The following is a 20,005-nucleotide window of genomic DNA, read 5'->3' as shown; positions in this document are numbered from 1 at the left end:
ACCTAACCGGCGTTGCGCGTTGCTGCGCTGATTTGTTCCAAGGGGATCTTGGGGGTACGATCCGCGTTCAACAGGCCATTGGCCTCCTGAAACGTGTCGGCAAACTGGGTGTAGCAGAAGCCGCTGAACATGGGCGTTTCGTTCACGACCTTCAGCAAGGCCCGGTAATGCTCGAGAAAACCCTCAGCTGTCTTTTGCCGTGAATACCCCCAGGTATGGTGGGACGGCGCCTTCGGGTCGAAAGCGATACCACCAAATTCCGTCAGCACAATGGGCTGACCGCGATGCGGAAAACCATCGAGCGTCAAAATGCGGCCGCCGGGACGACGCTGGTCGAACAGAGTGCGCACCGGGTCGGTGACTTCGTAGCGCTGGCGGACTTTGTCGGGATCCGGATCGTAATCGTGAATGCCGAGAATGTCGGTGGCCGAGGCTTCCCAGCCATCGTTGCCGATCACTGGTCTGGTCGGGTCCAGCATGCGCGTCAGATGGTAGAGCGCCTCGACGGCATTCCGATGCGCCTGCACGGCCGTGAGATTGGGCACGCCCCACGATTCGTTGAACGGCACCCAGACAATCAGGCTGGGATGGCTATAGTCGCGCTCAATCGCCTCGGTCCATTCATGCAGCAAACGCGTCATGGCGCGCGCCGTGAAAGCGTAGGCCGATGGCATTTCCTCCCACACCAGCAGACCCAGGCGATCTGCCCAGTACAGGTAGCGCGGATCCTCGATCTTCTGGTGCTTACGGACCCCGTTAAAGCCCATGGCCTTCGCCAGTTCGACATCCCTGCGCAAATGGTCATCCGACGGTGCAGTCATCAGGCTGTCGGCCCAATAGCCCTGGTCGAGCACCAGGCGCAGATGATAGGGGCGGCCATTGAGCATGAACCGGTCGCGGTTGATCGACACCGAGCGCATCGCGGTATAGGAGCGGACACGGTCAAAGACCTGGTCGCCGCTGTACAGGGTCAACTCGGCATCAAGCAAGGTCGGCCGTTCAGGGCTCCAAAGGATCTCGTTGCGGGAATCGTCAATACCAGGGTCGGACAACGCAATCTTGCGGTTGGCCTCCTGCCCGACCAGCAAGTAGCTGTCAGCGGCGAGCAGCTTATCGCCGCGCCATATTCTGACCTCAACAGCCAGGCCCGGACAGGCGTCTCCGCCGGCCAGCACTTCGCACCCCAATTCATAACCGTCGAAAATTGGGGTCCAGCGCAATCGGCGAATATAGGTTGCGGCGACATTCTCCAGCCAGACGGATTGCCAGATCCCGGTTGTGCGCGGATACCAGATCGAATGCGGCTCGCGCTGCCAATCCTGTTTCCCGCGCGGCTTGGCGAGGTCGGCAGGATCGTCTTCGACATACACCACCAGAGTCTGCTCGCCATCGACCAATTCGTCGGTAATGTCGGCAGTAAAGGAAGTATGGCCGCCCTCATGCTCGGCAACCATATGATTGTTGATCCACACGCGCGCCTGGTAATCGACAGCGCCAAAGTGAAGCAAAGTGCGGCGTCCTCGTTCTTCAACCATGAAGCGGCAGCGATACCAGCACGCCGAGTGGAAATCCGTATCGCCGATTCCGCTCGCCGCCGATTCGGGCGCAAACGGGACCTGTATTTGGCGCGACCAAGGAATCGGATCGGATGGCAAGCCGAATGCATGCTCGTCATCAAATTCAAAATCCCATACGCCATTCAGCGACTGCCATTGCTTGCGCACCAGCTGCGGCCTCGGATATTCGAAATGGCCCATTTTCTCCCCGCCCGATTTCTATTTTTCGATGGGCCATCGTAACAGCGCACCTACCTCAGTGCGCTCACGATACGAACGGGAAAAAATTTCGAAATTCTCAGCGCGCCTGTAGCATATGGGCTAACGCGACGCTGGGGCGACTCCAACGACGCCCGCCTGGCGTCGCTCGCTCGGGCTTGCCATGACGCGACGAATGATCCCGATCGGAACGCGCTTTTGTAGGAAGAAGCGGTAGGCGACTGCGGGCCCAGCGATACCCTGCATCGCTAAGCCGTGGTCAATGACTGCTGCTGTCAGCACATCGTTGCGAAGATTGGCCCTGGACCAGGTTGACATAGCGCCTCCCCTTTTGAGCCGGATAGTACATCGACGGAGGGTGATTGCCAACGTCATCCGGGTCCGATATTCCGTTAGCGTCCTGCGGAGCGCTGGTCTGTCGCACTCCCGCCACTCATCATGGATCCATCAACCGGTACGACTTCCACTTCGTCCTTCCTTGCGCCCATCTGCTGTCCGATGGCCGTCAAATCCAGGCCGGACTGGCGCGCCTTCGTGAACATTTCGCTTTCTTCCTCTTTGACATGATGATTCACATATTCGCCGAGCACCTTTACCTTCGCGTCATACAGGTCGTCATGGGGATCCATCTGTGTCAGTTGCGACACCAGCGCCTTTACCGACGCGTGCTCGACTTCGGCTTCGTCCAACTGGTCTTCGCTATCCGGCGCCGCAGCCCGCAGCGCCGGATAGAAGATCTCTTCTTCAATGGTCGCGTGCTTCGTCAGCTCGAGACAGATCTTGTCCACAAGTTTCTTCTTTCCCGCGAAGGCACGGCCTCCCAGATTTTCGTAGTCTTTGAACAGCGCCTTGACGTCGGCATGATCCTGCTTGAGTAGCTTAAGAGCGTCCATCATTTTCTCCTCGGGTTGAATGCCGTGCCAGCATGACCCGAAACCCGATCGCCCGTATGTGCGGATCCTCACGTGCGTGACGATGTCTCCGCAGGCTCGGGCTGGCCGCGCGCACGTCGCCTGAATGGGGCCACAAACCATAACACCAACAGAATGATCAGTGTCACCATGCCGCATCCGACACTTGCCAGAGCCAAGTCCGTCGCCAACTGAATCACGACGCCGACATCGAGGGCCAGCGCCAGCGACAATGGCAATAGCGCACCGCAGATGTACTGCGATGAGCGGTGTACCAAAGCGACGCTAACGCGATCCGGTGAGACGATTCGATGCCAGGCTGCTGGCGCCATCACCAATCCGATGGACACGACGACCAGCGCCAGTGCCGCCAAATGCACGGTTCTTGTTAGGACACTGAGATGTTCGAAGCGCTGATTGAAAACGGCAATTGTTTGAAACCCAAACAGCGCTTGAATACCCGGCAAAATCATCCTGGCCTCGTCCAGGATGTTGCGCATTTGATCCGTCAACGAAACATGTTCCGGAGTTGGCATCGCTCCCATCACCCGCGTCGAGCGAGTCGATAAGCTAACCGCGCTTGGCCTTCTGCTTTGCCCCGCCGCCTGCGCCTTCATCTTTGCCGGCCTTGGTGCGTGACTGCTCATTCCTCGTGCTGCCCTTAGCCGTGTCTTTATTGCCGGGATGGTCAGACTCAACGTTCTGTACCGATTGGCGATTTTGCTTACCCTGCTGTTTGCTCTGAGCCATGACGGCCTCCTTTTTAGTAATGGAGCCGCCACTTTGCCCGCCCGTTCGAGGCCAGTCTGTGCGTCAGCAAACGGGTGCGGCGGCGAGAATGGAATCCCTTGCTCCTGGTCGCAACGGGCAGACGCGGTGGCGCGTGCCAACGGCGCGCGTATCCGTCATACTGGGTGACAATATCTGAAGGTCAATCTTTGGAAGGAGCAATTCATGACCGCTAACGTCACCTGGCTTTTCTGGGCAATCCTCTCGGCGTTCTTCGCCGCCTTGACCGCGATCTTCGCGAAGGTGGGTATCGAAGAAGTCGATCCCGATCTGGCAACATTGCTGCGCACCGCCATCGTCTTCGTCCTATTGGGCGTCCTGATCGTCGCGGCAGGTAAATGGCAGAATCCGGCTAGTCTGCCGCGCAAGACCTGGATCTTCCTGACACTCTCGGCTGTCGCCACCGGCGCATCGTGGCTATGTTATTTCAGGGCGCTGCAACTGGGCAATGCATCCCAGGTCGCGCCGGTCGACAAATTCAGCCTGGTGTTGGTCGCCGTGTTCGCGGTGCTCTTCCTCGGCGAACACCTAACGACGCAGCAATGGCTCGGCATCACCCTGGTTGCGGCGGGCGTACTGACACTGGCGCTGGCTCGCTAACAGCTTGCGCAGCGCCCGATTTTGACGACTGTTCTTTACGCACAAGCATCGCACATAGACTCCATTGGGGCGAGACGATCCGCGGCCCGTGGAGCTTGTGCGATGGGCCGTTCACGCGACGTGAAACCGTTGTTGGCTGTCGCATCTGGCGACCCGCAGCGATCTATGCGTTCGACAAAACCGACCCGCGTGCGCGCTAACGGAGGCTGCAGTCGCCGGCCGGGTCAGTTTGTCGCGTTCGCCAGTGCGCACTCATTGCGCTGAAAGCGCGGCAGACCGACCACCCACAGCAGCAATACGGTGACCGCTGCGGCGATCCATAAGCTCCAGAGCGTATGCGTGAGGAAATGCGCACCGCGCAACTGCTGCAGCCAACCCAGCGCCCCGCCCAAGGCAAGCGCCGCCGCCCCCAGCAACAGTGCGACCCGTGGTCGATGCGGCAGGCAGAAGACTACAATGCCGAGCAACCATAGTCCCGTCGAGGCATGGCCGGCTGGCAAACACTTTCCGCGGCTGACCCAGTCGGGCACGGTTTCGAGCAAGCGGAAGTACGTTTCGGTCCCTCCATAGCGCGTCAAATCCCATGGGCAGTGCGATTTGCTCGATTGCTTCAGCAACGATGTCAGCAGCGGGATCAACACTGCGCATGCGGCAAGAAAGCGCAAACGCATCTGCCACCAATTGGTGATTACCTTCCGGCGCAAGAACGGCGCGCCCACGCCTACCACGACCACGGCCACACCCAGGATCGTCAGCGCGATTTTCAGGATGCCATGGCCAAACGATTCCGCCAGCCAGGAGTGCCGCCAGGGAAAAACGCGAAGCTTGGCGTCGAATGTCAGATCGGCCAGGCGCAGGTCAAGATCTGTACGGGCCCCAATCCACAGGATGCCCGTCGCGGCAGCCAGCAGCGCTACGATACACACCAGAAGCGCGCGCGGCGAAACCAGCTGTCTTCCTGTGGAGCGCGCATGATGGTCAGGTGGCGGGGATGCAATCATTGAAGATGTCCAGTCTAGGTTGGTGTGCGAAGGTGGCGATATCCAGCCACCCCAGAACGGAATGAAAGATGTTGTCGTGAGAAAGCGGCTCGCCGGCCCGTGCCGCAAGGCAGTGCCGGTCGACATGAAAGCGATGCTCGAAGCCCTTGGAAAACCACATCAGCCAAGGCACCTGACGCTGTTCGACAGGCGCCACTATGTAAGGAGCACCGTGAAGATACAAGTTCCTTTCGCCGAGCGATTCGCCATGACTGGAGAAGTACATCATCGACGTGTCGATACCGTCCGATACCCCCACCTGTTCCAGGATCTGGATCAGCTGCGCCAGCACATGGTCCGTGTAGAGGATGGTATTGTCATAGGCCGCCACGATCTCCTCTCGCGAACAGCGTTCGACCTCAGCCGTTGTACAGGCCGGCTGGAAGCGCCTGAATGCCGGTGGGACATGCTGCCCGTAGTCCGGCCCATGACTGCCGATTTGATGCAGCACAATGACCATGTCGTGCGCCGTCTTATGGATGAGGTCCGGCAGCCCCTCGAGCAAGCGTTCGTCGAGGCACGCACCATTGCTGCACAGGGTATCTCCGGCTGTGGCATGCGTAAGGTCCTGGAACGAGACGCGATCACAGACCCCTTTGCAGCCTGAATTGTTATCCCGCCACAGCACGTCGATTCCGGCGTGCGATAGCACATCAAGCAGGTTTTCACTGCTGCGTGCCTTGGCGTCGGTGAACGCGGAACGCGGCAGCGCCGAGAATATGCACGGCAGCGATACAGCCGTGGCCGTACCGCACGACGTCACATTGCTAAAGTTGACCAGACCACCTTGCCGGGACAGTTCCGGATTAGTGTTGCGCTCGTAGCCGTTGAGCGAAAAGTTCATGGCCCGTGCGGCTTCGCCAACCACAACCACGGCAACCACGCGGCGACGCGGTCCATTCCAGGTATTCCCCTTGACGGCGTCACGCCCTAGCGGCGCAAGTACAACCGGTTGCGCCAGCTTTTCGTTCACCAAGCCGACGACAGCCTGAATACAATTGGTCGGGGTCAGGAAGAAGCGCAATTCACGGTGTTCGCGCAAAGCCGGCGCCAGGGTCTTCGAAAAGACCAGCAAAATGCCAACGGCAACGCCTAGTGAGCCAAGCACGATAGCGCCGGTGATTAAACCATGGCGTGCCATGCCCTCATAGTCCAGGTCGGCGCGCAGCAGCACGATCGCAGGCAGTACACCGAGCAGCAGGACGCTCGCTATTGCCTCCGGTTCCAGCAGACGCCACGCATCGTGCAGATGCAGCGCCATCACGTTTTGCATCACGGGCTGATCGATCTGCACGCCGTAGGTATCCACCACATAGCTTGCTGCAGCAGCCAACACCAACAGTCCCACACCAAGCGGCTTGAATAGACCCGGCAGGTTCACCAGGCTCAACGCCGCTCCACACGCCAACACCAACAGGACAAACGCGGCAAGCAGCACCGGCCATTTGGAAACGCCACCGACAGCGATGGCGAGACGGTGCCAGAAGCCCCGGTTGCACACGGCAACCAGGAACAGCGATAGCAGGAAAGGCACATAGTAAGCGCGCAAACGCGGTCGGTAAGCGAGGTGCACGGGAGCTCTGTGAAATGAGAACAGCGGGAAATTACCCCATCACCGGTCAGCGGATCGTTAAGATGGTGTCAGTTTTCTGTGAAACCATGTCTTTTCTGCTCCACCATCTCCTTCCCCGCAGCGGCCGGCCACCCCGAACGCATCACGACTTCTTGAGGCCCTCGACAGGCTTCTTCACCCTTCTGCTCGCAGGCAGCCTACCATTTCGTGCGATAGCCGACCAGAACGCCATGCGCCATCAGGCCCAGCAAATGTAGCGGGAACGACGTTTAGCCATCGTGAAACTGTTGTGCCAGAAATCTCAACGGCGCAGATTTTTCCCGCCACCTGGCTGGTAAGGCCAACTCACTTGCGCAGCGCGCCCCAGATCGCAGGCATGATCGATAGGAAGACGATGCCCAGAATCGCAACCGTCAGATGCTGCTGCAGCCATGGCAGCGTTCCCAACGAATAGCCCACCAGCAGCAGCGATCCGACCCACAAGGTGCCGCCCACCACGTTGTACCGCAAAAAGACATGGGCGGGCATTGCCCCAATGCCCGCGACGAAAGGCGCCAGCGTACGCACAATCGGCATAAAGCGCGCCAGCACAATGGTCTTCCCGCCGTGGAGGGCAAAAAACTTCTGTGTCTTCTGCAAGTGATCCTGCTTGATAAAGCGCCGCATATCGAGCGCCTTGCGGCGCGCCAGTGCACCGAAGAAGAAGTTCACCCCGTCTCCGGCGACCGCTGCGAGGCACAGCAGGAACAGTAGTAGCCACGGGCTAAACCAGCCTTGCGCAGACATGGCGCCGGCGGCGAACAGCAGCGAGTCACCCGGAAGAAATGGGAACACCACTACTCCGGTTTCAATGAATACTACGACGAACAGTAATGCGTAGACCCAGGCGCCATATTGCTGTACCAGACCCGCAAGATGGACGTCCAGGTGCAGAAACCAGGCTGCCAGCAGGTGCAATACCTCAACCATGGCCTACGCCCTCTCCTGCCGTATCCAGGCTCCCCTCGCCGCCTGCCATTTCGTCCCAGTTCACGACCTGCACGCCGAACTCGGTGCACAGATCGCGAAACTGGGCGCCCATCAGAAATTGAAACTCGCGCACGCGGAACGCCTCCCTTCCCAAGTCCTGGCACGCTGGGTGGCACATCATCAGACCACCCATCTGAGGGGCGCCGGCCAGCCATTGTCGCCAGAGTGCCGGCAGGTCGGCTGTGGCCGTCAGATCGTAGACACCGGCGAAATCACCGTTGATGCGGCATCCCAATTTAAGCACGCGCTTTGCCAACGCAGCGCTGCCCAGCGCGCCGATCAGCGCCGCTTTCGTGCCGCGCCACTGACGTGGAGCGGTAATCCGGATGTGGGTCCCTTGCATCTGCCGCGCCGCGAGCACCTGCGCCAATGTGTCGCGAATCACCGGAAACTGATGAACGTGCTCATGGCCGTCGATGAAATCAGGCGCGCGCCCCGTCAACTCACCAAAGCGCTGGATCTGCCCGTCGACAGCGGCGAGAACGCGGGTCGGGTTGAGCATGCCTCCCCAGGCGGACATCATCAGCGACGGCAAGCTGGTCGTGTCTTGATATGCACTATGCGCCAGAGCACTTGTGAAGTCCAGATGCAGTCCCAGGCTCGCCCCCCGTCGCGCGATCCCAGTCAATGTATCGCGATTCGGCCGCCCCAATACCATGACGCTTGCGGCTCTGACCACTCCGTTGTCCACCAGTTCGGCCACGCCATCATCGACGGCAGGATGCATGCCAATGTCGTCGGCGTTGATGATCAGCCGTTTCATCGCCGCAGCTCCGCAAATGCCCACGCTTTGCCAAGTACAAAGGTGACCCCGGCCACGAACAATGTCACCATTCCCAAAGAAAGCAGGTAAGGCAGGGCTGGCAGCCGTAGCAGCGCCAGAGTGAACAACGCTTGGTTCAGGAAAAATCCCAGCAGCGAGACAACGCCCCAGCGCCACATGCTATGCCGCCACAGCACCGTGCCGCCAAACGTAAATCGCCGCTGGCCGAGGTAGCTGACCAGAAAAGCGACCGCAAATCCGCCAAAATTTGCTTGCTGCGGCAAACAAGCGGCGTGCTCGACCATCAGATACACTGCGGCCATGTGAACCAAAGCGGCCAGAGCGCCGACCAGCAGGAATGCGAACGCTTGCGTGGATTTCATCCATGCACCTGTTTCCCGCGCGCGCCCGCGCCGATCACGCTATGGTCGGTGACTTCATCGAGCAAATACAGCGGACGCTGCTTCGCTTCCTCGTAGATGCGCCCCAGATATTCTGCTATGACCCCCAGGCATAGGAGCTGGATGCCAGAGAGCAGCATCATACCGGACGCCAGCGTGGCCCAGCCGGAGACATGGTTGCCCTCCACCAGCGTTTCAATCGCGATGTAGGCCCCATACGCCACCGCTGCCAGCGATATTAGAGCGCCAGCCCCCGACACCATGCGCAATGGGCGCAACGAGAACGCCGTAATGCCCAGCGTTGCCAGGCCAAACAGCTGCCGCAACCGGAATTTACTGCGTCCGGCGGAGCGCGGGGCCGCTTCAAACTTGACAGTAGCAGTCCGGTAACCGAGCCAGGCAAAGAGGCCCTTCATGAAACGGCTGCGTTCCGGCAGCTGCAACAGGGCATTGACCACACGCCGGTCGAGCAAACGGAAATCTCCCGCGTCCGGAGGGATGCGGAAGCGCTCGCTGCTTTGCAGGAAGGCGTAAAAGCAGCGCTTTGTCCACGCCAGGAGCGGGCTCTCATGTTCGCGCGAGGCCAAGGTCGCCACGACCATGTCATTGCCTGCCTGCCATTGTGCGATCAAGGCAGGCAGGATGGCCGCAGGATGCTGGCCGTCCCCGTCCATGCAAACCACGCCTTCGCCGCGCGCGGCCGCCAGTCCGGCACTGAGCGCCGCCTCCTTGCCGAAATTGCGTGACAGGCGCAACAACTGCACATTGCAGTGGCCGTGGCGATGTTCGAAAGCGTGGACGACATCGGCCAGCGCATCGGTGCCACCGTCGTCCACCACGACGATTTCCCATTCGAGCCGGCACCGATGCAACTGTTGCGCCAATTGGGGCAACAACAGCGCCATCGCATCCGCCTCGTTCAGCACAGGAATCACGACAGAGAGCGTGTTTCGCTGCTTCATGGCGCCACCTCGATCAGAGTGCGCTGCGGACCGCGGTAAATGATGTTGCCACGGACGCGGGCAATATCGGCACTGTCCACCACAACAAACGCCGGTGCAGTCGGTAGGCCCCCCTTATCCTGATAGTGCACGACATCATGGCCGTAGAAAGCCGACGAGAACGCGGGGGGCGTTAAGTAAATCAGGGGCGTGCCAGGTGCCGCATGCGCGGCATACGCGCGCAGCAAGCCGCGATCGGAATGCCCGTCCTGCTGCTTTAACAGCAGCGGCACGGCAAGCAATGCAATCATCGCAAAGCCGGCCAGCATGACGCCCGCCTTTCTTAGGCCTCTCGGCGACATCTGGTTTAGCCAGCCCGCAACCAGAATCGCGAACGGTGGCACCGCCGTCAATGTATAGGTTCCGATGATATTGCGGCTGAAGGTAAAGAACACCAGCGGCACCAGGGTCGCGCACCATAAATAGGCCTCAATCGGCGCCGCTTCCCGGGTGCGCAGCAACCTCGTCACGCGCGCGGCAAACAACCAGATCCATGGCAGCACACCGGCGATCCAAAAAACCCAGATCGCGCCGAACGGCTGCCTGTGCGCGGTACCGTAGCGGTCGCCAGTCCAGCCCGGCACAAGGAAACGCGAGAAGTGTTCACCGACGATGAAGTAATTGATGAAACCGGGATAGGAGCGTTCGGCAGCGATATACCACGGTAGAAAGAGGGCCGCCGCCAACGCCACGCCTGCCCAGTCCCAAAGGCGCAGCAACAGCGCCAACCTCCGGCCTGGAAGCAAGGCGTACACCAGCAAAGGCATGCCGATCAGTGCCCAGGTAGCCAAGCCTTTCGCGATTGCACCAAGTCCGATGCACGCCCAAAATCCCCAGCGCTGCCAACGAACGGCACTGCGCTTTTCCGCAACGATTACTTGCCACGCGAAATACTGTGCAGCACAGACCAAGAGCATTTGAACAGCATCTGTCATGACGGCACCAGCGCTGACAAAAAACACTGGCGTGGCGGCGAGCACTGCGACGACCAGCCAACGCCGGTGCACGCCGTACAGCGCGGCAAACGCACTGCATAGCCAGGCGGATAACGCCGAGAACAGCAAGGCTGGCAATCGCGCGCCGAATTCATTCACACCGAACAGCACCATCCCCACCGCACTGCTCCAGGTCGACAGCGGGGGTTTGGCAAAGAACGGCGTCTGCGCATCCATATGGGGCATCAGCCAGTATCCCGCGGCCACCGTCTGCCGCGCCAGTTCACCATAGCGCGCTTCCGTCGTATCGGCGAGTGGCCCCAATGCCATAAGCAGGAGTCTGGCCAATACCAGGATTGCCACGGCGGCCAAGAACCACCACCGGGTTACTGCGAAAACATCGGGAATGGCTGCGGGCTCGGAAACTTTCCGAGTCGCTTGTACAGAATAATTTGAGATCATGTATTCAGGCTATCAGGACTCACATTAAGGCAATGTTAACGACAAGTCAGGCATGTTCTGGAGACAGGACACCGCCACGTTATTGTGCAATGAAATTATTACTGGTTGAAGACGACGACGTGTTTGGAGCGAGCATTGAGGGCGGCCTGCCTAGCAAGAACTACGCGACCGATTGGATTCGTTGCGGTACCAGTGCAGGCCTTGCTATCACCAGTTGGCGACCAAGGTCGCGCGTGCAAACATGAAGGCTTTCAATAGTTTCGAAATTAAAATACTATCGAATCACACACGTATGTTCGTGTCTGTTGGAGAGTCAGTTATGAAAAAAATTCTGCTTACGCTGGCAATCGCGTCTTCCTTCTCTTTCGCCGCCGTTGCACAAGCCGAAGAGGCTCATGCAACGGGTACAGTCACCGCAACCTGCAAGGATGGCACGCCATTTAGCGGCGCCACCATGAAAGGCGCTTGCCGTGGTCATGGCGGTGTCGATAAAAAGGCTTCTGCCGCTTCGACTGCACCGGCTGAGGCTCCAGCCGCCGCACCACCAGCTGCCGCCCCGGCCGCAAAGTCCTCCCCTCCGGCCCAGGCAGCTGCGGGAGGAGGTGGTGGCAAAGTGTGGGCTAACGCCTCGACCAAGGTGTACCACTGTGAAGGCGACCGCTACTACGGCAAGACCAAGGCCGGCGAGTACATGACCGAAGCCGATGCCAAAGCAAAGGGCTTCCACGGCTCGCACGGCAAAGCCTGCGCCAAGTAAGGCGGAACGGCCATCAGGAAAAAGCTCGCTCAGGCGAGCTTTTCTTTTAGAAAGGCCGCGATATAAGGGGTTGCCGCCGCAGCCATGGTCGATGCCGTCGAAGTGTCGACGCCCACGCGCTCGGCCAAGGCGGCCGTTACCTTGCCGGTGAGGATGCCTTCACCGCCTTCCAGCAGCGAATGGAAGAATCCATCTCCCCGCACCATTCCCGCAGCAAATGCCGCGAAGAAGTTTCGGCCGGTATGCGCCACTGAGGGGCTTGCTTGATCTTCCACATGGACATGAGTCACGTCAACCGCGTGACTCAGCATGCAGAACATGAGGCTGCTACATCGATGCAATATGTAACAGCAAAAGGCCCCTGAAAAATCGGGGCCCTAGCTCAGTTTTTTACCGCTTGCTTCTGATTTCGGCAGCAATTTCAAGCTGGATGTACAGCAGCGCAGCGGGGTCATGACTGGCGCCCGACATGACCCCGTTTGCCAAGCCCGATCAGGCAGCCTGGGCAGCCGTCACTTCAGGAGAAGCGTCGGCGATCGTCGCTTCCGTCGTCAGTAGTAGGCCGGCGATGGAGGCAGCGTTCTGGAGCGCGGTGCGGGTGACCTTGGTCGGGTCGATCACGCCGTTTTCCACCATGTCGACATACTCGCCGGTGGCGGCGTTGTAACCAAAGTTGCCCTTGCCCTCGGCCACCTTGGCCACGACCACGGACGGTTCTTCACCGGCATTCGAGACGATCACGCGCAATGGCGCCTCCAATGCGCGCAGCACGATCTGCACGCCGGCATGCTGGTCGGCATTGGCGCCTTTCAGCTGGGTGATCGCGGCACGCGAGCGTAGCAGGGCCACGCCACCACCGGGAACGATGCCCTCCTCCACCGCAGCCCGGGTAGCGTGCAGTGCATCGTCCACACGGTCACGCTTCTCCTTCATTTCCACTTCGGTGGCGGCACCGACCTTGATCACAGCGACGCCGCCAGCCAGCTTGGCGATACGCTCTTTCAGCTTTTCCTTGTCGTAGTCGCTGGTGGCTTGCTCGATCTGGGCCTGGATGGCGGCCACCCGCGCATCGATCCGATGCCGCTCACCGGCGCCGTCAATGATGGTGGTAGCGTCCTTCTGCACGTCGATACGCTTCGCGCTGCCCAGGTGTTCCATGCCGGCTTTCTCCAGCGTGTGCCCCATCTCTTCCGAAATGACGGTGGCGCCGGTCAGCACGGCGATATCTTCCAACATGGCCTTACGCCGGTCGCCGAAGCCCGGCGCCTTGACGGCGGCAACTTTCAGGATGCCGCGCACCGAGTTCACCACCAGCGTCGCCAGCGCTTCGCCTTCCACGTCTTCCGCGACAATGAACAGCGGCTTGCCCGCCTTGGCCGACTGCTCGAGCACAGGCAGCAGTTCCCGGATATTGCTGATCTTCTTGTCGCACAGCAGGATCAGCGGATCGTCCAGGCGCACCAACTGTTTGTCCGGATCGTTGATGAAGTACGGGCTCAGGTAGCCGCGATCAAACTGCATGCCTTCCACCACATCCAGCTCGTTTTCCAGCGACTTGCCGTCTTCAACCGTGATGACGCCTTCCTTGCCGACCTTCTCCATGGCCTGCGCGATGATGTCGCCGATGGCGCTGTCGGAGTTCGCCGAGATGGCGCCAACCTGCGCGATCTCCTTGCCGGTGGCAATGGGGCGCGAGATCGCCTTCAGCTCCGCAATCGCTGCCGCGACCGCCTGGTCGATGCCACGCTTGAGGTCCATCGGGTTCATGCCGGCCGCTACGTATTTCATCCCTTCCTGGACAATGGCCTGGGCCAGTACCGTGGCGGTGGTGGTGCCGTCGCCCGCCACATCGGCGGTCTTGGAGGCGACCTGCTTTACCACTTGCGCCCCCATGTTTTCCAGCCGGTCTTTCAACTCGATTTCCTTGGCGACCGAAACACCATCCTTGGTAATTGTCGGGGCGCCGAAGCTGCGCTCAATCACCACGTTGCGGCCTTTCGGGCCCAGCGTGACCTTGACGGCGTTGGCCAACACATTGACGCCCTTCACGATGCGGGTGCGGGCGTCCTCATTGAATTGAACGTCTTTTGCAGTCATGTTCTTACTCCCTAAAACGAATTGGACTCAGGCGGCTTTGGCGTTGGCTGCGGCGTGTTCGATCACGCCGAGGATGTCTTCCTCGCGCAGCACCAGCAATTCATCACCGTCGAGCTTGACGGCTTGGCCGGCGTACTTGCCGAACAGGACAGAGTCGCCGACTTTGACGGCCAGCGGACGCAGGGTGCCATCCGGCAAGACGCGGCCCTGGCCCGCCGCTATCACCTCGCCCTGCTCGGGTTTCTCGGTGGCAGAATCGGGAATGACGATACCGGAGGCTGTTTGGCGTTGCTTTTCAATTCGCTTCACAATAACCCGGTCATAGAGGGGACGAATATTCATCTCTTCAATCTCCAAATGGTGGTCAGATCATCTAAAAAGTGAATCGGTCCAGAACAATGCTGGAGCCAGACTTCAGCGTTTCTGGAAATATGTTTTCGATAGTTCGTTTTCAAGACGCTGCGGCAGGCAGTTTGTAACAAAATGTTTCATGGCAGGATCAGTTGATTGTGATGGCCGAGCTTGTACACCACACGCTTGCCGGGCGCTGACGGCAACGGTCGCACCGGGCAATCGGACGGCCGTCCGCCGTCCGCTCCCAGGCTGTCGTCGAGAGGGCCGATACCGGCCCAGACACCGCCTTTGACAGGCTGGAACAACCACTGCAGGTAGCCGCGCCGCGCCGCCAGCTCCATCTGCGCCCGGCGCACATCCAGATGCTCGCCCAACATGTGCTCATCCGGGTAGCCGGCGGCGTTGTCACCGAACGCGAGCCGGCAGGCAAACGCTTCCCCCTCTGGCGCGCCCGCGGTACTGCAAGCACGCAGTTGCTGTCGCTCAAGTTGCCACGCCCCCAGCCGCCATGCAGTGTCCAACAAGGCTGCATCTGCCGCCGCGGTGCTCAGCCCGGGACCCTCGAATTTCAATGCCGAACTGGGCACCGCGCGTGCCGGCATCGGCACGCCCTCCAACTGCAAAGGCGTCGCGCGGCGGAATCCATGCCAGTGCAGAAAGAGCAGCAATGGGGTGTCGGGCCACTCGGCGCGCGTAGCACTGACAGCAAAGAGCGGTAAGCCCATGGCGGAAATTTGCGCAGAGACTGCATCAAAAATCTGCATGACAAGTCCTCCGCTCGCTCAATGCACGTGGAGCCTGCCGCCTGCCGCCGCGTCCGGCGTGGTTTGGGCAGCACCGCCCAGCAACAGTTCCTCGCAATGGGCGGCCTGCCGCTGCGCCAGCTCCAGTGCCTGCATATAGTTTTGCAGCTGAAGCAGTGACGGTGCATTGCCGCGTCCTTTCAATGCACGCGCCCCTAATAGGGCGATTTCCGCCATCAACCTGCTGGCTTTGTCATGGGCGGCCCGTAGGGTCGCCAAACTTTCGAATAACGCCTCTTCATGTTCCATAGTTACACCTCATGAATACATAACAGGGCCAATTATCTAGGGACCCCATGCGCGAAAATCAAGATCTCCACATGCTCATTTCGCGCTGAACAATCGCGCGCGGAGACAACCGGGTACCAGATACCATTCCGCAGTGCAGCATATCCGAGCGGAGTTCTCCATGGCAAAAGCAGGCTCAGTGTCGCGATTCTTGCGTAATCTCCTGCGAGCAGGAAAAGCGCAGCACAAACTCATTTCCAGCCTTGCCGCAGCCACGGCACCAGGAAGCGCGAAACGCGCGGCGACTCCGGGGCAAAAGAAATCCCGGCAGCGTAAGCAGATTCTCGAGGTCCGCCCAAACAAGCGCCCTGATGTCACCTCCGCACCGGGCAAATGGACCGCTAGCGACTACGCCGATTCCCAACAGTCTCCTGAAGGGCATCCGTTGCGGTTGAACTATTGGCTCTATATCCCCGATCGTATCCCAGCCGCCGTCACGCGCCATGGCTGGCCGCTGATTGTGATGCTCCATGGGTGCCACCAGAGCGCCACCCAGTTCGCCAAAGGCACCCGCATGAATCATCTTGCGGAGAGCAAGGGATACGCCGTCCTCTACCCGCAGCAATCCCTGAGTGTTCAGGCACACCGCTGTTGGCGTTGGTACAGCCCGACAGTTCAAGAAGGAGGCGGCGAAGCCGGTGCGCTGGTCGCGCTGATAGAAATGATCTGTGCCCAGCACAGAATCGACCGTCGCCGCATCTATGCTTCCGGCATTTCCGCCGGTGCCGGGATGGCGGCAATCTTGGCACTCAACCACCCGACGCTGTTTGCGGCTGTCGGCCTGCATTCCGGTCCGGTGTTCGGTGCCGGCCGCAATGCTATCGATGGCTTGCGCGTCATGCGTCACGGCTCTGGATCGAGCCATGATGCCGCTATCGACAAGGTAATCGAACGTCACGCTATGCGCTCGCCACTTGCGGGCGCCTCCATGTTCCCTGTTATGCCAGCCATGCTCATCCATGGCGATCACGACATGGCAGTACACCCGGTCAACCAGGATCAACTGACGCGACAATGGCTCAGGATCAACAATATGCCGACCCGTGGCCCTGATCAGCGCATCACCCGCAAACCGCCCGGCCGCGGTGGAACTCGAAATGCCTGCGAAACCCACGATTACCTGGCCGGCAGCAAACCAATTGTGCGCGTTGTCCGCATCACCGGGCTTGGCCATGAATGGAGCGGCGGCGATCCGTCGGAGCGCTTCCATGCCGCGACGGGGCCCGATGCCAGCCTCATGGTCGTCAGCTTCTTCGGCAAGCACCGGCGTTAAATGCGAGCATTAGCAATCAGTGTGCGATTGCCCTACGACCGGTCCGAGGTCCGGTAGTTCCTCTCATTGAGCACCCAGGCGATCAGCGCTCGGTTTGAAGTGCAATTAACTCTGCGTGCAACTGCCTCATTGCCGGGGTCTCACGTCGCGCAACCGTGATCTGGTCAAGTGAGGCCAACCCCACTTGCACCGCCTCTTGCGCCGACGGCTGGCGTCCCGCGGCGAGCAGTATCCTTGCCTTGCGAAGATAAAGCTCAGGCAGACCTTGGCCTCGCACTATCAAGGCATCCAGGCGATTCAAAGCTTCGTCCCACGCTTTTGATTCGATGTTCAGGCTGATGGCTTTGTCTTGCAGCACGTTCAACATCCCAAGTTTTTGCATTCCATCATCCAGGCTGGAAAGCGCTTCCACATTTGCGCCCGCGCTGCTCTGCGCTTCGGCAAGGAGCAAGTAATGCTCAGGCGACGGTTCCGCTGCCTGCTCGACTGCGAGGCGGAACGCCGCCGCCGCCGCACGGTACTGCCTCTGCTCGAAGAGAATCTGCCCATACAGGCTCTGGCCACGTTCTACCGCGCCTGGCTCCCCATTCAACATCGCCAGGAATTTTTCGGCATGCCGCCGCGCATCGTGCAGTTTCTTCTGATTGAAGGCCTGTTCAGCCAAGTAATAGTGGGCGGACCGCTCGTTGGGGTCCAGCTTCAGGGCCAATAGGAAATCCTGGGTAGCGGATTTGTCAGCGCCATGCTCCATTTGAAGCCTTCCACGCTGGACGAGCAGCTTCGCGCTTTTCCCTTCCCTCTGCATCGTTCTGGTGAGCTCCTGAATCTGGCTGTGCAAGGAGCCATGCGCCAGCGCCTGTCCACAGAAAAAGAACAGAGCGAATAACAGGTGTTTGAACTGCATCATGGGATCCTCAACAAAAGAAACGGCGGGATTCTTCCCCCGCCAAATTCGAACACATCACTACCGATTAATTTTGATAGGTAATGCTCAAGGTCGGACGCTGCGAGACAGTGCCATATTCGCGCGAGCGCAAGTCGATGCCGTCAGCAGTGCCGCTGGAGCGGATGGTCAGGCCATGATTGGCTACCGTGCCGTTCAACCAGCCCTGCACCAGGGCGACGCCTGCCGAGTTGAGCGTAATCGTGTAAAGCCCGTTGGCATTCGGCGCAAAGCTGCCGATCTCGGTCCCCTGGTTGCCGGCGATGTTTGCGTTGGCCCAGGTGGCGGTGCTTTCGCTCCAGGCCGCGTTTCGAGCATAGAGCCGGTAAGTGCCGGCGGTCGGGTTGAAGACCTGCAAATTCACACGAACGGAATTGACGGCAGCGGTGCTTGGGATGCCTGTCAAGCTCCATTTGAGCAGGGAGACCAGTTCCCCGTTGCTGCCGTCCGACCCATCGGCCAGCACGGCGGCAGAGGTGCCGAAGTTAGCACCGGTCACGCCACTGGCAACATAGGTATCCTGGGTGCCGGCGTAACCATTCAAGCCATCGCGCAGATCCACCGTCACAGTAGTGCTACCCGCAGCCAACGTCGTCGCGTTGGCTACATTGGAATAGGCCGAGTTGCCGGCGCTGTTCTTGGCGCGTACACGGTAGTAGTACTTTGTGCTGGCGGACAGCCCGGTATTGGCGTAAGACTGGATATTGCTGCCGACCGAGGCCAGCGCTGCCCAGGTGATACTGTCGCTCGAACGCTCGATATCAAAGCCGGTTTCGTTGTTGGAATTGTCGGTCCAGGCCAGATTAATGGCGGACTGCGAGGCGGCAGTTGCCGCCAAACCACCAGGCGCCGCAGGAACGGTAGGCGATGTGTTGCCTTTGCTGATGGTGAAATAATCACGCACGGTGCCATTGTTATTGAGATACTTGATCTCCATGGTTGGGCCGGAAACATCAAGGATCATCGACCCCATTTCATTCAGCGACAAGAACATGGCTGGATGGTTTAAGGTGCCCCCACTGACCTGGCCGGACGCACCGACGACGGAATAGACTGCGCCGGAATGCGGCAGGCTGCCCGCTTTGGTGTACGCGCCCGTCCCATCGACGCGGCCGCTACCGCCGTTTTTTTCATAAGAGCTGTTGTAGGTGCTCGAGAGGCCATAGTGCCCGTCGATGAATTTCGAGCGTTCGTACGAATGGCTATGCCCGGTGAGAACCAGGTCGACGCCATAGTTCTCCAGCACCGGCAGGAAGTTCTTGCGCATTTCAATCAGGTTGGTCTCGGTGTCCGAATCGTGCGATCCCTTGGTGTAGGGAGGATGGTGCCAGATGGCGATCAGCCAGGTGGCGGTGACATTCGCCAGATCGTTTTTCATCCAGTTCATCATCGCGCCGGTGGTGGAACGGCTGCTCTGGAGCGAGTCGAGCACGACGACGTGGATATTCCCATAGTTAAACGAGTAATAGGCCTCGGTGCCGGAAGCGACGCCGCCAGCCTCGCCGTTTTTCGGGAAAGTGACCCAGTCATAGTATGGTCCGGTCTGCGTCGCCGAGTCGGCGCTGACGCCGTCGTGGTTGCCGATCGTGGCCCACAATGGCGATTGGCGCATCATCTCCGGGTACATATTGAACATCTTGGTCTGGTATTCTGCATCGGTACCGCTACTGTAGGCGTTATCGCCGAGCATCATCCAGAAGTCCGTGTAGGTGCTTCCGGTGTAGTTGCGGTAGGCGTTGTACACAGCGGCCTGCCCGGTGCTGCCTGTGCCCGCATCGCCGATCACCCAGATACGAGTGGGCAGCGAGGAACCAGTCGTCGGCGACGTTTTGAAATAGTACGTGGCATCGCCAGCTTGCGTGGCGCTGCTAGAGCCGACGTTGTAGAAGTATTTCGTGCCCGCGGTGAGGCCGGTCAGTTTGACGACGTGTTCAGTGGTGGACGCGGCATTGGACGCGAGCGATGTCAAGCTACCGGAACTGGTGCCAAACTGGACACGGCTATCGGTAGCAGTATCCGTACGCCATCGCACCGTGATGCTATCGGTGGTCGCACTTTGCAGGTAAGGCCCGCGTACTACCGTCGCAGCCAATGTAAGCGATGGCGAAAGCAGAATAAGGGGTAAGATGCAGGACTGCAAAAGGCGGCGCATTCTACTATTTAGCATGTGTTCCCTCCATATCTTGGGGTTGTAGAACAGTTTCGGTACGT

Annotated in this window: 21 protein-coding genes; 3 read left to right on the top strand and 18 right to left on the bottom strand. The window is 59.7% G+C overall.

All coding sequences use genetic code 11. The features are described from left to right. Positions 1–2 precede the first annotated feature (2 nt). The 4 genes from H597_RS0105840 to H597_RS0105825 all read right to left on the bottom strand — a co-directional run bounded on the left by H597_RS0105840 (position 3) and on the right by H597_RS0105825 (position 3,436). Complete coding sequence (locus H597_RS0105840; RefSeq protein ID WP_028101308.1) at positions 3–1,757, bottom strand: glycoside hydrolase family 2 protein; 1,755 nt, start codon at positions 1,755–1,757, stop codon at positions 3–5. A gap of 410 nt (positions 1,758–2,167) precedes the next feature. Further along, complete coding sequence (locus H597_RS29880) at positions 2,168–2,668, bottom strand: hemerythrin domain-containing protein (RefSeq protein WP_035373164.1); 501 nt, start codon at positions 2,666–2,668, stop codon at positions 2,168–2,170. 68 nt (positions 2,669–2,736) lie between these two features. Then, positions 2,737–3,186, bottom strand: coding sequence for a DUF6328 family protein (locus tag H597_RS29875; RefSeq protein WP_035373162.1), 450 nt, complete (start codon positions 3,184–3,186; stop codon positions 2,737–2,739). 70 nt (positions 3,187–3,256) lie between these two features. Then, entirely contained in the window at positions 3,257–3,436 is a 180-nt protein-coding gene (locus tag H597_RS0105825) for a hypothetical protein (RefSeq protein WP_028101307.1), read from the bottom strand. 204 nt (positions 3,437–3,640) lie between these two features. On the opposite strand from H597_RS0105825, the gene H597_RS0105820 reads away from it, so the two are divergent. After that, positions 3,641–4,075 carry an EamA family transporter gene (locus H597_RS0105820; RefSeq protein WP_028101306.1) on the top strand — a complete coding sequence of 145 codons (435 nt, stop codon included), beginning with the start codon at positions 3,641–3,643 and terminating at the stop codon, positions 4,073–4,075. 224 nt (positions 4,076–4,299) lie between these two features. Here the strand turns inward: H597_RS0105820 and H597_RS29870 are convergent, their stop codons facing one another. The 7 genes from H597_RS29870 to H597_RS33110 form a co-directional block, all read right to left on the bottom strand. Continuing rightward, positions 4,300–5,076, bottom strand: coding sequence for a phosphatase PAP2 family protein (locus H597_RS29870; protein WP_154667972.1), 777 nt, complete (start codon positions 5,074–5,076; stop codon positions 4,300–4,302). After that, positions 5,054–6,688, bottom strand: coding sequence for a phosphoethanolamine transferase (locus H597_RS0105810; protein WP_035373160.1), 1,635 nt, complete (start codon positions 6,686–6,688; stop codon positions 5,054–5,056). The genes H597_RS29870 and H597_RS0105810 overlap by 23 nt, the downstream gene beginning before the upstream one ends. Positions 6,689–7,033: 345 nt before the next feature. After that, positions 7,034–7,657, bottom strand: coding sequence for a VTT domain-containing protein (locus H597_RS0105805; RefSeq protein ID WP_051293555.1), 624 nt, complete (start codon positions 7,655–7,657; stop codon positions 7,034–7,036). Next, positions 7,650–8,480 (bottom strand): ChbG/HpnK family deacetylase, encoded by an 831-nt coding sequence (locus H597_RS0105800; protein ID WP_028101303.1) that lies wholly within the window; start codon positions 8,478–8,480, stop codon positions 7,650–7,652. Before H597_RS0105800 ends, H597_RS0105805 begins: the two co-directional genes overlap by 8 nt. After that, on the bottom strand, positions 8,477–8,863 hold the full coding sequence (locus H597_RS0105795; protein ID WP_028101302.1) for a GtrA family protein: 387 nt from the start codon (positions 8,861–8,863) through the stop codon (positions 8,477–8,479). Before H597_RS0105795 ends, H597_RS0105800 begins: the two co-directional genes overlap by 4 nt. Beyond that, positions 8,860–9,843, bottom strand: coding sequence for a glycosyltransferase family 2 protein (locus H597_RS29865; RefSeq protein ID WP_035373157.1), 984 nt, complete (start codon positions 9,841–9,843; stop codon positions 8,860–8,862). Before H597_RS29865 ends, H597_RS0105795 begins: the two co-directional genes overlap by 4 nt. Beyond that, positions 9,840–11,279, bottom strand: coding sequence for an ArnT family glycosyltransferase (locus H597_RS33110; RefSeq protein ID WP_051293554.1), 1,440 nt, complete (start codon positions 11,277–11,279; stop codon positions 9,840–9,842). Before H597_RS33110 ends, H597_RS29865 begins: the two co-directional genes overlap by 4 nt. A gap of 319 nt (positions 11,280–11,598) precedes the next feature. Here H597_RS33110 and H597_RS29855 point away from each other — a divergent pair, with 319 nt between their 5' ends. Then, a complete protein-coding gene (locus H597_RS29855) occupies positions 11,599–12,036 on the top strand; it encodes a DUF3761 domain-containing protein (RefSeq protein ID WP_035373155.1) in 438 nt (145 codons plus the stop codon). A gap of 29 nt (positions 12,037–12,065) precedes the next feature. Here the strand turns inward: H597_RS29855 and H597_RS29850 are convergent, their stop codons facing one another. The 5 genes from H597_RS29850 to H597_RS0105750 form a co-directional block, all read right to left on the bottom strand. Continuing rightward, positions 12,066–12,356, bottom strand: a complete 291-nt coding sequence (locus H597_RS29850) for a hypothetical protein (protein WP_154667971.1) — start codon at positions 12,354–12,356, stop codon at positions 12,066–12,068. Between the two features lie 172 nt (positions 12,357–12,528). Next, entirely contained in the window at positions 12,529–14,133 is a 1,605-nt protein-coding gene (gene groL / locus H597_RS0105765) for a chaperonin GroEL (protein WP_028101301.1), read from the bottom strand. Positions 14,134–14,160: 27 nt separating this feature from the next. Further along, positions 14,161–14,475, bottom strand: coding sequence for a co-chaperone GroES (gene groES, locus H597_RS0105760; protein ID WP_028101300.1), 315 nt, complete (start codon positions 14,473–14,475; stop codon positions 14,161–14,163). Between the two features lie 146 nt (positions 14,476–14,621). Further along, positions 14,622–15,251 carry a hypothetical protein gene (locus H597_RS0105755; RefSeq protein WP_028101299.1) on the bottom strand — a complete coding sequence of 210 codons (630 nt, stop codon included), beginning with the start codon at positions 15,249–15,251 and terminating at the stop codon, positions 14,622–14,624. 18 nt (positions 15,252–15,269) lie between these two features. After that, the gene (locus H597_RS0105750; RefSeq protein ID WP_028101298.1) at positions 15,270–15,539 is read right to left on the bottom strand and encodes a hypothetical protein; all 270 of its coding nucleotides are present in this window, start codon (positions 15,537–15,539) and stop codon (positions 15,270–15,272) included. A gap of 160 nt (positions 15,540–15,699) precedes the next feature. Between H597_RS0105750 and H597_RS33820 the strand changes: the two genes are divergently transcribed. After that, positions 15,700–16,851 (top strand): extracellular catalytic domain type 1 short-chain-length polyhydroxyalkanoate depolymerase, encoded by a 1,152-nt coding sequence (locus H597_RS33820; protein ID WP_028101297.1) that lies wholly within the window; start codon positions 15,700–15,702, stop codon positions 16,849–16,851. Between the two features lie 82 nt (positions 16,852–16,933). Here the strand turns inward: H597_RS33820 and H597_RS0105740 are convergent, their stop codons facing one another. Both H597_RS0105740 and H597_RS33815 read right to left on the bottom strand, forming a co-directional pair. Continuing rightward, positions 16,934–17,758: a tetratricopeptide repeat protein gene (locus H597_RS0105740; protein ID WP_028101296.1), complete on the bottom strand. Its 825-nt coding sequence runs from the start codon at positions 17,756–17,758 to the stop codon at positions 16,934–16,936. 64 nt (positions 17,759–17,822) lie between these two features. Next, entirely contained in the window at positions 17,823–19,946 is a 2,124-nt protein-coding gene (locus tag H597_RS33815) for a DNRLRE domain-containing protein (RefSeq protein WP_083940956.1), read from the bottom strand. Between the last annotated feature and the right edge of the window lie 59 nt (positions 19,947–20,005).

Source organism: Pseudoduganella violaceinigra DSM 15887, from assembly GCF_000425385.1.
GTDB lineage: Bacteria > Pseudomonadota > Gammaproteobacteria > Burkholderiales > Burkholderiaceae_D > Rugamonas > Rugamonas violaceinigra.
This window is presented reverse-complemented; position numbering and strand designations above follow the sequence as displayed.

Bases quoted from the DNA above. Each gene is read 5' to 3' on its own strand.
- H597_RS29875 (WP_035373162.1), bottom strand. From the start codon at position 3,186: ATGCGCAACATCCTGGACGAGGCCAGGATGATTTTGCCGGGTATTCAA.
- groES (WP_028101300.1), bottom strand. From the start codon at position 14,475: ATGAATATTCGTCCCCTCTATGACCGGGTTATTGTGAAGCGAATTGAA.
- H597_RS0105840 (WP_028101308.1), bottom strand. From the start codon at position 1,757: ATGGGCCATTTCGAATATCCGAGGCCGCAGCTGGTGCGCAAGCAATGG.
- H597_RS0105740 (WP_028101296.1), bottom strand. From the start codon at position 17,758: ATGATGCAGTTCAAACACCTGTTATTCGCTCTGTTCTTTTTCTGTGGA.
- H597_RS0105750 (WP_028101298.1), bottom strand. From the start codon at position 15,539: ATGGAACATGAAGAGGCGTTATTCGAAAGTTTGGCGACCCTACGGGCC.
- H597_RS0105805 (WP_051293555.1), bottom strand. From the start codon at position 7,657: ATGGTTGAGGTATTGCACCTGCTGGCAGCCTGGTTTCTGCACCTGGAC.
- H597_RS29855 (WP_035373155.1), top strand. From the start codon at position 11,599: ATGAAAAAAATTCTGCTTACGCTGGCAATCGCGTCTTCCTTCTCTTTC.
- groL (WP_028101301.1), bottom strand. From the start codon at position 14,133: ATGACTGCAAAAGACGTTCAATTCAATGAGGACGCCCGCACCCGCATC.
- H597_RS29870 (WP_154667972.1), bottom strand. From the start codon at position 5,076: ATGATTGCATCCCCGCCACCTGACCATCATGCGCGCTCCACAGGAAGA.
- H597_RS33110 (WP_051293554.1), bottom strand. From the start codon at position 11,279: ATGATCTCAAATTATTCTGTACAAGCGACTCGGAAAGTTTCCGAGCCC.
- H597_RS0105755 (WP_028101299.1), bottom strand. From the start codon at position 15,251: ATGCAGATTTTTGATGCAGTCTCTGCGCAAATTTCCGCCATGGGCTTA.
- H597_RS0105820 (WP_028101306.1), top strand. From the start codon at position 3,641: ATGACCGCTAACGTCACCTGGCTTTTCTGGGCAATCCTCTCGGCGTTC.
- H597_RS29850 (WP_154667971.1), bottom strand. From the start codon at position 12,356: ATGTTCTGCATGCTGAGTCACGCGGTTGACGTGACTCATGTCCATGTG.
- H597_RS33815 (WP_083940956.1), bottom strand. From the start codon at position 19,946: ATGCGCCGCCTTTTGCAGTCCTGCATCTTACCCCTTATTCTGCTTTCG.
- H597_RS33820 (WP_028101297.1), top strand. From the start codon at position 15,700: ATGGCAAAAGCAGGCTCAGTGTCGCGATTCTTGCGTAATCTCCTGCGA.
- H597_RS0105795 (WP_028101302.1), bottom strand. From the start codon at position 8,863: ATGAAATCCACGCAAGCGTTCGCATTCCTGCTGGTCGGCGCTCTGGCC.
- H597_RS0105825 (WP_028101307.1), bottom strand. From the start codon at position 3,436: ATGGCTCAGAGCAAACAGCAGGGTAAGCAAAATCGCCAATCGGTACAG.
- H597_RS29865 (WP_035373157.1), bottom strand. From the start codon at position 9,843: ATGAAGCAGCGAAACACGCTCTCTGTCGTGATTCCTGTGCTGAACGAG.
- H597_RS29880 (WP_035373164.1), bottom strand. From the start codon at position 2,668: ATGGACGCTCTTAAGCTACTCAAGCAGGATCATGCCGACGTCAAGGCG.
- H597_RS0105800 (WP_028101303.1), bottom strand. From the start codon at position 8,480: ATGAAACGGCTGATCATCAACGCCGACGACATTGGCATGCATCCTGCC.